This is a genomic window from Amycolatopsis sp. SID8362, from assembly GCF_010550475.1.
Lineage (GTDB): Bacteria > Actinomycetota > Actinomycetes > Mycobacteriales > Pseudonocardiaceae > Amycolatopsis > Amycolatopsis eburnea.
In genome coordinates this window covers 1-321 of sequence record NZ_JAAGNB010001810.1, presented here as the reverse complement: position 1 = coordinate 321, position 321 = coordinate 1, and the positions used below count along the sequence as shown (strand labels likewise).

Genomic DNA, 321 nt, shown 5'->3' with positions numbered 1-321 from the left:
GCCGGCACCGCAGCCGCGCGAGCACCGGCACGCCGAGGCCGCACCGCAGCACGTCCACGACCCCGATCACCCGGAGCCGCCCGCTGTCGGTGAGCTGCGCGGCGCGTCGCAGGACGGTCGACTCGCTCGCCCCGACGTGCCGCGCGATGGCGCCCCACGACGCCCGCCCGTTGAGCTGCAGGGCGGCGACGATGCGCCGGTCCAGTTCAGGTGCCTTGCCTTCGATCTGCACGAGAGGCATCCTGAATGCGGGAAAACGTCAAGTCAAGGGGTGACAGTGCAAGAATGCGTCAAGCGCCCCAAGGTGGCCTTGGTTGCGTC

At 70.7% G+C, this 321-nt stretch carries 1 protein-coding gene; it reads right to left on the bottom strand.

What is annotated here, in order from left to right; translation table 11 throughout:
• The coding region (locus G3I65_RS54995) for an Lrp/AsnC family transcriptional regulator (RefSeq protein ID WP_160704440.1) at positions 1-232 on the bottom strand (232 nt) is incomplete at its 3' end.
• Between the last annotated feature and the right edge of the window lie 89 nt (positions 233-321).